The 8432-nt window shown below is 65.5% G+C and carries 8 protein-coding genes; 1 reads left to right on the top strand and 7 read right to left on the bottom strand.

All coding sequences use genetic code 11. The annotated features are described in order from the left end of the window. Positions 1 to 365 precede the first annotated feature (365 nt). Entirely contained in the window at positions 366 to 1406 is a 1041-nt protein-coding gene (gene lpxD / locus AC1DOP_RS12705; protein ID WP_442121292.1) for a UDP-3-O-(3-hydroxymyristoyl)glucosamine N-acyltransferase, read from the top strand. Here lpxD and AC1DOP_RS12700 read toward each other — a convergent pair. The 7 genes from AC1DOP_RS12700 to AC1DOP_RS12670 form a co-directional block, all read right to left on the bottom strand. Next, entirely contained in the window at positions 1384 to 3579 is a 2196-nt protein-coding gene (locus AC1DOP_RS12700) for a hybrid sensor histidine kinase/response regulator (protein WP_477251511.1), read from the bottom strand. The genes lpxD and AC1DOP_RS12700 overlap by 23 nt on opposite strands. A gap of 87 nt (positions 3580 to 3666) precedes the next feature. Then, on the bottom strand, positions 3667 to 4446 hold the full coding sequence (locus AC1DOP_RS12695) for a peptidylprolyl isomerase (RefSeq protein WP_442121294.1): 780 nt from the start codon (positions 4444 to 4446) through the stop codon (positions 3667 to 3669). A 79-nt stretch (positions 4447 to 4525) separates the two neighbouring features. Further along, positions 4526 to 5317, bottom strand: a complete 792-nt coding sequence (locus AC1DOP_RS12690) for a peptidylprolyl isomerase (RefSeq protein ID WP_477251508.1) — start codon at positions 5315 to 5317, stop codon at positions 4526 to 4528. Positions 5318 to 5413: 96 nt separating this feature from the next. After that, positions 5414 to 5710 (bottom strand): BolA family protein, encoded by a 297-nt coding sequence (locus AC1DOP_RS12685; protein WP_442121296.1) that lies wholly within the window; start codon positions 5708 to 5710, stop codon positions 5414 to 5416. Next, on the bottom strand, positions 5707 to 6342 hold the full coding sequence (locus AC1DOP_RS12680; RefSeq protein WP_477251506.1) for a septation protein A: 636 nt from the start codon (positions 6340 to 6342) through the stop codon (positions 5707 to 5709). Before AC1DOP_RS12680 ends, AC1DOP_RS12685 begins: the two co-directional genes overlap by 4 nt. A gap of 32 nt (positions 6343 to 6374) precedes the next feature. Then, the gene (msrB, locus tag AC1DOP_RS12675) at positions 6375 to 6770 is read right to left on the bottom strand and encodes a peptide-methionine (R)-S-oxide reductase MsrB (protein WP_442121298.1); all 396 of its coding nucleotides are present in this window, start codon (positions 6768 to 6770) and stop codon (positions 6375 to 6377) included. 29 nt (positions 6771 to 6799) lie between these two features. Then, the gene (locus AC1DOP_RS12670; RefSeq protein ID WP_477251525.1) at positions 6800 to 8278 is read right to left on the bottom strand and encodes a protein adenylyltransferase SelO; all 1479 of its coding nucleotides are present in this window, start codon (positions 8276 to 8278) and stop codon (positions 6800 to 6802) included. Between the last annotated feature and the right edge of the window lie 154 nt (positions 8279 to 8432).

The raw sequence follows: 8432 nt of genomic DNA, 5'->3' as shown, positions 1-8432 counted from the left end.
CGTCCGGGGTAGCCAGGCTTGCCGCCGTTAACAAGCCGAACAGTTGATCGAAGGTCGGGCCCGGCATCGTCACTCCACATGAGTTAACTCGACAATGCGTATGACCTGCGCAACCCGTTTCAGTTCACATAATTAACGCGCACACAGCCTTTTTGTGCTTGCGTACGGGCATGCACTGTCGAGAGGATTGACAGTTGGTCAGGCTTGCGGAGCGACTGCGTCGCCAAGTCATTGAAAATAAAAATGTATCGATAGCTGGTATTGAACTTGCTTTCCCCTGTCTGATACCAATCGATCGTGGCCGACGGAACTGCTGACCCAGCAGCGCTGTCCAATCCGTTATCGACAACCGGGGAGGGCAGCGCATGGCTATACGGGTAGGCGAGCTGGTCGAGCGCTTCGGCGGACAGCTCGAAGGCGATCCCGGCGTCGAAGTGTCGACGATCGCTCCGCTGGAGCGCGCCGGCCCTGGCGAGATCAGCTTCCTTGGCAACAGCAGGATGCGCCCGCTCGCGGCTCACAGCAGGGCCGCGGCGCTGATCCTTTCGCCGGCGGACGTGCCGGGGGTGGCGGCCACCTTCGAAGGCGCCCGCATCGTCACGGCCAATCCGTACGCCTTTTTCGCGCGCGCCGCGCAGTACCTGCTGCCGCGCGCCGTGCCCGGGCCGGGCATCCATCCGACGGCGGCCGTGCACGGAAGCGCGCGCATCGACCCAGCGGCCCATGTCGGCGCCCACGTCACGGTAGAGGCGAATGCGGTGGTCAAGGCCGGTGCGGTCATCGATGCCGGCTGCTATATCGGCCCCGAGGCGGTGGTCGGCGAATACACCCATTTCTTCGCCAACGTCACCTTCCACGCCCGCTGCGTCATCGGCGCGCGCGGCATCCTGCATTCCGGCGCCGTGATCGGCGGCGACGGTTTTGGCTTCGCCATGGAGGACGGGGTCTACATCAAGATCCCGCAGATCGGGCGGGTGGTGATCGGGGACGACGTCGACATCGGCTGTAACACGAGCGTCGACCGCGGCGCCCTCGACGACACCATCATCGAGGATGGCGTCAAGCTCGACAACCAGATCCAGATCGGCCACAACTGCCGCATCGGCGCCCACACGGCGATGGCGGGCTGTGTCGGCGTCGCCGGCAGCGCGCACATCGGCAGGCATTGCACCTTCGGCGGCGCGGCCATGGTCAACGGTCATATCGAGATTGCGGACCATGTCCACATCACGGCCGGCACCCTGGTGGCGAATTCGATTTCCGAGCCTGGCCGCTACACCGGCTTCTACCCGATCGCGCCGAATGCCGAGTGGGAGCGCAGCGCGGCCCTGCTGCGCAATCTGCCCGCAATGCGCGCGAAGGTCCGCGCGCTGGAGCGGGCCCTCAAGTCACTGGCGCAGGGCTAGCCGGCTGCAGTGCGCGGACCAGGTCCTCCAGCGAGGCCGGCTTGGTCAGGTGGAGGTCGAAGCCGGCGTCGCGGGCGCGTTCGATGTCGGCCTGCTGGCCATACCCCGACAAGGCCACCAGGCGCAGCGCCTTGCCGTGCTCCTGGCGCAGGGCGGCGGCGAGCTGGTAGCCGTCCATGTCGGGCAGGCCGATGTCGAGAATCGCGATTTCGGGCGGCCGGGCGCGCGCGGCGGCGAGCGCCTGCATGGCCTTGTGTGCGATGTCGACGGCGTGCCCCAGCTGCCGCAGCAGGGTGCCGGTGCCGGCGGCGGCGTCTTCGTTGTCGTCGACCAGCAGGATGCGCCAGGATTCCTGGGCGATGACCGGGGCGTCCGTTGCGAGCCTGGCCGGGGCAGCGGCGAGCGGCAGCAGCACCTCGAAGCGGCTGCCCTGGTCCGGGCCGGCGCTGGCGGCGCTGACGCTGCCGCCGTGCAGCTCGACGATCTTGCGCACGATGGCCAGTCCCAGGCCGAGACCACCGGTATGGCGCGCCAGCGGCTGGGGTGCCTGGTAGAAGGGCTCGAAGACGCGCGACAGCAGGCTGGCGTCCATGCCGATGCCGTTGTCCTCGACTCGAAGGCGGGCGTGGCCGGCGTCGTGGTCGGCCACCAGGCTGACCTGGGTGGCGGTGCTGCCGAAGCGGGCCGCGTTGGACAGCAGGTTGTTCAGGACCTGCACCAGGCGGCTGTCGTCGCCTTCGATCCAGAGCGTGTCCGGCGCCTCGAGGGTGATGGCGAGGCCGGGCAGGGCGGCGACCGTGTGGCGCACGGTCTCGGCCAGGTCGAGCGGGCGCAGGTGCAGGTTCAGCTTGCCGGAAGCGATGCGCGAGACGTCGAGCAGATCGTCGACCAGGCGTTTCAGATGAGTGAGCTGGCGCCGCATGATGGCGCGCTCGCGCCGCGCACCGGGTTCGTCGCGCATGTCCATCAGGTCGAGCGAGGCGACGATGGGGCTGAGCGGATTGCGCAGCTCGTGGCCCAGCACGGCCAGGAATTCGTCCTTGGCCTGGCCGGCACGGCGCGCCTGCTCGAGCGCGTCTTCGAGCGAGGCCAGCAGGCGCGAGCGCTCGAGTTCGTGGCGGGCGCGCTGGTGTCCTGCGGCTTCGAGAGCGCGGCCCATGCGGCCCAGTTCGCGGATGCGCGAATGCGGCACGCTGAAGGGACGTCCGGCGCCGACCGCAGCCGCGGCCCGGCGCAAATGATTGAAGGCGGCGACGATGCGCCATGACAGCCAATAGGCGAGGGCGATGCAGATCGCCAGTGAGATGCCGACGCCGGCCGCGTAGGTGCCCATGCCTTGCAGGAAGGCGGTACGCGGGCCGGCGGCCGGGCTGTTGACCACCACGGTCCAGCCGTAGCGCGACAGGCCGCTGTAGGCGGTGGTGACGGGGTCGCCTTCCTTGGTGTGGGTGGCGCCGGCGCCTTCCGGGCCCTGCCGGCGCATCAGGTCCTGCAGGCCGGGCGTGATCTGCTGGGTGACGAACAGGTCCTGGTTCCTGGAGCGGGCCACGATGCGGCCGTAGGCGTCGATCGCGCCGATCACGGAATCCGAGGGCGCGCGCTGGCGCTCGAACACGTGCACGATGCGGTCCGGGCGGATCACGGCGCTCAGCACATAGCCGTGGCCGCGGTTGTCGCTGACGGGGATCCGCACCGGGACGGCGGCGCGGCCGCCCTTGCCGCGCACGATGCCGCCGACCACGGGGCGGTGCAGGCTGAGTGCCAGGCGCAGGCTGCGCGGATCGGCGGCTTCGCCGGCCGGCGAGCCGAAGGGCATGGTGGTACGGAATATGGTTTGGCCCGTGTCGTCGGCCAGGAAGACACCCAGCCACTCCGGCTGGGACTGGGCATGCGCGCGCGCCACCTCATAGAAGCCGCGCAGGTCGCCCTCCATCAGGGCCGGGACGCGGGCCAGGGTCGACAGCGAGGCGACGGTCGAATCGAGTTCGGCGTCGACGGCGCTGGACAGGGCGCGGGACAGGTCCAGCATCGCACGCTCCTGCTCGCGCTGGCGGTATTCGCTGGCCACGTGGATGCTCCAGATGCCGAGCAGCGCGAGGGGCAGCAGCCCGATCGCGGTCAGGAGGATCAGCAGGTGGCGGAGCGGCAGCGAGCGGCCGCGGTGAGCGTGCATGGTGGCCCGAGGGTTAGGCGGTGGGAAAAAGCTTCGGTCAAAAAAAAGCGCTCCGGTCCGGAGCGCTTTTTCGGTCGCAAGACCCGATTACTGGATCTTGGCTTTCTTCATCAGCTCTTCGCGGAAGGCTGCCAGCTTACGCTGCTGCAGCTGTTCTCCGACCTGCTGCTTGACTTCTTCCAGCGGCGGGATCTTGGCCGCGCGGGTGTCTTCCAGCTTGATGACGTGGTAGCCGAACTGGGTCTTGACCGGGGTTTCGGTGATCTGGCCCTTGCCCAGCGAGGTCATGGCCTTCGAGAACTCAGGCACGAAGTTGGCCGGGCTTGCCCAGTCCAGGTCGCCGCCGTTCTGTGCCGAACCCGGATCCTTCGACTGCTTGGCCAGGTCTTCGAACTTGGCGCCGCCCTTCAGCTTGGCGATGATGGCCTTGGCTTCGTCTTCGGTGCCGACCAGGATGTGGCGGGCGTGGTATTCCTTGTCGCCGACCTGGCCCTTGAACTTGTCGTACTCCGCCTTGATTTCGGCGTCGGTGACCGGATGCTTCTTGATGTAGTCGGCCAGCATCGCATTGATGATGATGCTCTGGCGGGCATTCTCGATCTGGTTCTTGACTTCCGGACGGGTGCCGATGCCTTGCTTGTCGGCTTCCTGGATCAGGACTTCACGGCCGATCAGGTCGCGCTTGATCGCCTCGCGCAGTTGCGGCGAATCGGTGGCCTTGCCCTGGGCAACAACTTGCTTGACGACCTGGTCGACCTTGGCCGCGGGGATGGGCTTGCCATTGACGGTCGCGACGTTTTGTGCGAACGACGGCAGGACTACCATCGCGGTCATGGCTAACAACAGGCGGGCTGGCTTGACAATCATTTATTCGATCCTATTCAAATACGAAAAGTCGCGAGGCGACGAAAACCGGCGGCACGGGGGCCGCCGGTGATGCTACATCTTACTGCACCTTTGCCTTTTTGACCATTTCCTCTTGGTACGAGGCCAGCTTCTGCTGGGTCAGGGCGTCGGCGATCTGCGGCTTGACTTCATCCAGGCTCGGCAGCTTGGCCGGGCGGACGTCGTCCAGCTTGATCACGTGGTAGCCGACCTGGGTCTTGACCGGCTTCTCGGTGATCTGGCCTTTGCTCAGGCCGGTGAAGCCGGCGGCGAATTCAGGCGGGAAGGAGGACGGGCTGGCCCAATCCAGGTCGCCGCCGTTGTTGGCGGTGCCGGTGTCTTTCGACTGCTTGGCCAGGTCTTCGAACTTGGCGCCGCTCTTCAGCTTGGCGATGATGGCGTTGGCGTCGGCTTCGTTGTCCACCAGGATGTGGCGCACGTGGTATTCCTTGTCGCCGGTCTGTTTGGTGAAGCGGTCGTACTCTGCCTTGATCTCGGCGTCGGTAACCGGATGCTTGGCGATGTAGTCGCGGGCCAGGGCGGTGATCACGATGGTCTGGCGGGCGTTCTCCAGCGCCTGCTTCACATCCGCGTTCTTGTCGTAGCCCTGCTTGATCGCTTCCTGCATCATCACTTCGCGGGCGATCAGGTCCTTCTTGATCGCTTCACGCAGTTGCGGCGAATCGGTTGCCTGGCCCTGGGCCACGACCTGCTTGACCATCTGGTCGGCGCGCGAGGACGGGATCGCCTTGCCGTTGACGACGGCGAGGTTCTGGGCGAACGAGGACGAGGTGGCAAACGATGCGGCGATAGCGATCAGGGCTAACAGCAGCCGTGCTGGCTTAAAAGTCATGGTGGTTCCTGTGAGGGGGTTGCTTGGACGAGATTGGATTAGTTCTTGTAATACGTAGCAGATTTTCGAACAGATTACTTAAGACTTCCTGAAGGCTCAGGCTATCGACAATTCCGATGGCGCAAGGGCGGTGATCGCCAGTGCGTGAATGTCGGTATGCATCATGCCTTGCACGGCATCATACACCAGCCGATGGCGCATGACGAGCCTCTGGCCCTCGAAGCGATCGGAAACGATTCGGACGCTGTAATGGCCCCCGCCGGAGGCCGCGCCGGCATGGCCGGCGTGCAGGTGCGAATCGTCGCCGACCTCGAGCTGGGAAGGCTGCAGGGCGGCCTGCAGCAGGGAGCGGATGCGCTCGACGCGCTCGTTGCTTGCGCTTGGAATGTTCATGCGTCCTCCTGTTCTTGAATGTGCTTCGACAGCATCAGGGTCTGGACGACGATGAAGGCGAAGAAGATGCCGGTCACGCCGAACAGCTTAAAGCTGACCCAGGCGCCGGTATTGTCCTTGAAGACGATGAAGGCCATGACCAGGTTCAGCACGCCCACCAGGGCGAAGAAGGTCATCCAGGCATAGCCGACCTTGGCCCACACGGGTTCGGGCAGCTTGATCTGCGCTTCCATCACCTTGCGCACCAGGTTGTTGCGGAACCCGACCTGGGCCACGAACAGGGCCAGGGCGAACACCCAGTACAGTATTGTCGGCTTCCACTTGATGAAGTTCTCGTCGTGGAAGTAGATGGTGGCGCCGCCGGTCACGGCGATCACGCCCAGCGACAGCCACAGCATGCCGTCGACCTTGCGGCCGCGCGCCAGCAGATACAGGATCTGCAGCACGGTGGCGACGATGCCGACCGCGGTGGCCAGCATGATCGGCGACTGCGCCGGGGTGACGTTGCCGCCGGCGATCAGGCCGCCCATGTACTGGACCGCCAGGGCGTGGGCCGCCTCCTGGTGGCCGTCGGCGAATTTGAAGACGACGAAGAAGAGAATGACCGGGAACAGGTCGAACAGGAATTTCATGCGTGTGCGCGTACCTAGTGTGAAAACCGTGATTATGCCGCTTCGAAGCGCAGTGCGGCCGAATTGATGCAGTAGCGCAGGCCGGTCGGCGGCGGACCGTCTTCGAACACGTGGCCCAGGTGGGCGTCGCAGACGGCGCAGATGATCTCCGTTCGCACCATGCCATGGCTGCGGTCGACCTTCTCGATCACCTTGTCCGGGTCGATGGCGCGGAAGTAGCTGGGCCAGCCGCAGCCGGACTCGAACTTGGCGTCGGACTCGAACAGCGGGGTATTGCAGCAGACGCAGTGGTAGATGCCGTGTTCGTGGTGGTCCCAGTATTTGCCGGTGAAGGCGCGCTCGGTGGCCGCGTGGCGGGTCACCTGGTATTCCATCGGGTCGAGCTGGGCGCGCCACTCGGCGTCGGTCTTGGTCAGTTTTTCGGTCATGATGATCGTCTTGATGCTTGATGATTGGGTCAGGAGGAGCAGCTCACCTCGAGGTGGGATGCCCAGTCCGGCGGCAGGGCCGCATAGTGTTCGTTCTCCGGCTGCTCGTCGAAGGGATGTTCCAGCACGGCGAGCAGCTTGCGGACTTCGGAAAAATCACCATTCTGCGCCTTTTCGATCGCGGTCTGGGCCAGATAGTTGCGCAGGATGTATTTGGGATTGACGCGCTGCATGGCCTCGCGGCGCACGGCATCGACGCTGGCTTCCTGGCGCAGGCGGGCGCGGTAGTCCACCGCCCAGGCATCGAAGCCGGGACGGTCGAGGAAGAGGTCGCGGAGCGGCGCATCAGCCTCGGCGCGGTCGCCGTCGAGCACGTCGACACGCAGCTCGCCCAGGCGGCGGAAGAACAAGGTGAAGTCGACGCGGTTCTCGTGCATCAGCTTGAACATCGCATCGGCCAGGGCGCGGTCGCCGTCCTGCGTCGTGACCAGGCCCAGCTTGGCGCGCACCAGTTCGTCGAACTTGTCGCCATAGGCGTCGACATAGCCGTCGAGCGCGGCCTCGGCGGCCTCCTTGTCCTGGATCAGCGGCAGCAGGGCATTCGCCAGTGCATAGCAGTTCCAGTGGCCGACCGGCACCTGGTTCGAGTAGGAATAGCGGCCGCCCTGGTCGGTGTGGTTGCAGATGTGGTCGACGTCGAAGGCTTCCATGAAGCCGAAGGGGCCGTAATCCAGGGTGATGCCGAGGATGGACATATTGTCCGTGTTCATGACCCCATGCATGAAGCCGACCGCCTGCCAGTGCGCGATCATGCGCGCGGTGCGGCGCGTGACTTCGGCCAGCAATTCCAGATAGGGGTTCTCCGTGTTCTGCAGTTCCGGATAGAAGTCGCGGATCACGTAGTCGGCCAGGATACGCAGCTCTTCCTGCTTGCCGCGGTAGTGCCAGTGCTCGAAGGAGCCGAAACGCACGAAGCTCGGTGCGATGCGGGTGGCGACGGCGGCGGTCTCGATGGTTTCGCGCACCACCTGCTGGTGCGAACCGGTCAGCATCAGGGCGCGCGTGGTCGGGATGCCGAGGGCGGCCATGGCTTCCGAGCAGAGGAATTCGCGGATCGAGGAACGCAGCACGGCGCGGCCGTCGCCCATGCGCGAGTAGGGCGTCAGGCCGGCACCCTTCAGTTGCAGTTCCATCGGACCTGCGGGGCCGCTAAGCTGGCCCAGCAGGATGGCACGGCCGTCGCCCAGTTGCCCGGCCCAGTGGCCGAACTGGTGGCCCGAGTAGACGGCGGACAGCGGCTCGGAACGCGGCGGTACGTGGTTGCCGCTGAAGACCGCGACGAAATCTTCCTGGGCGAGAAGCGCCGGGTCGAGCCCGGCCAGCGCCGCGGCCCTGCTGCTGGCCGCAACGAAATAGGGCGCAGGCAGGGGCGTCGGCATCAGCCGCGTGTAGAACGCGGGCGGCAATTCAGCAAAGGAATTGTCGAATGGCAGGTCGTCAGCGGTAATGGCGTTTCCTTCTTGGTCGGGCGTTCAGGTCGTGTTGCCGGGATTCTAACCCAGACGGCGGGATGACAGGGCACGCTTGTGTGCAGCCCACCCGTCTTACATTCAGTAAGGGGTCGACCCAGCCGCTCTGATGCGTCGCAGCATCGAAAACCGT

It is taken from the genome of Massilia sp. 01N410 (genome assembly GCF_056399665.1).
This window is presented reverse-complemented; position numbering and strand designations above follow the sequence as displayed.

What these genes read in the sequence shown, in the direction of transcription:
- lpxD (WP_442121292.1), top strand. Translation starts at nt 366, where the DNA reads ATGGCTATACGGGTAGGCGAGCTGGTCGAGCGCTTCGGCGGACAGCTC.
- AC1DOP_RS12700 (WP_477251511.1), bottom strand. Translation starts at nt 3,579, where the DNA reads ATGCACGCTCACCGCGGCCGCTCGCTGCCGCTCCGCCACCTGCTGATC.
- AC1DOP_RS12695 (WP_442121294.1), bottom strand. Translation starts at nt 4,446, where the DNA reads ATGATTGTCAAGCCAGCCCGCCTGTTGTTAGCCATGACCGCGATGGTA.
- AC1DOP_RS12690 (WP_477251508.1), bottom strand. Translation starts at nt 5,317, where the DNA reads ATGACTTTTAAGCCAGCACGGCTGCTGTTAGCCCTGATCGCTATCGCC.
- AC1DOP_RS12685 (WP_442121296.1), bottom strand. Translation starts at nt 5,710, where the DNA reads ATGAACATTCCAAGCGCAAGCAACGAGCGCGTCGAGCGCATCCGCTCC.
- AC1DOP_RS12680 (WP_477251506.1), bottom strand. Translation starts at nt 6,342, where the DNA reads ATGAAATTCCTGTTCGACCTGTTCCCGGTCATTCTCTTCTTCGTCGTC.
- msrB (WP_442121298.1), bottom strand. Translation starts at nt 6,770, where the DNA reads ATGACCGAAAAACTGACCAAGACCGACGCCGAGTGGCGCGCCCAGCTC.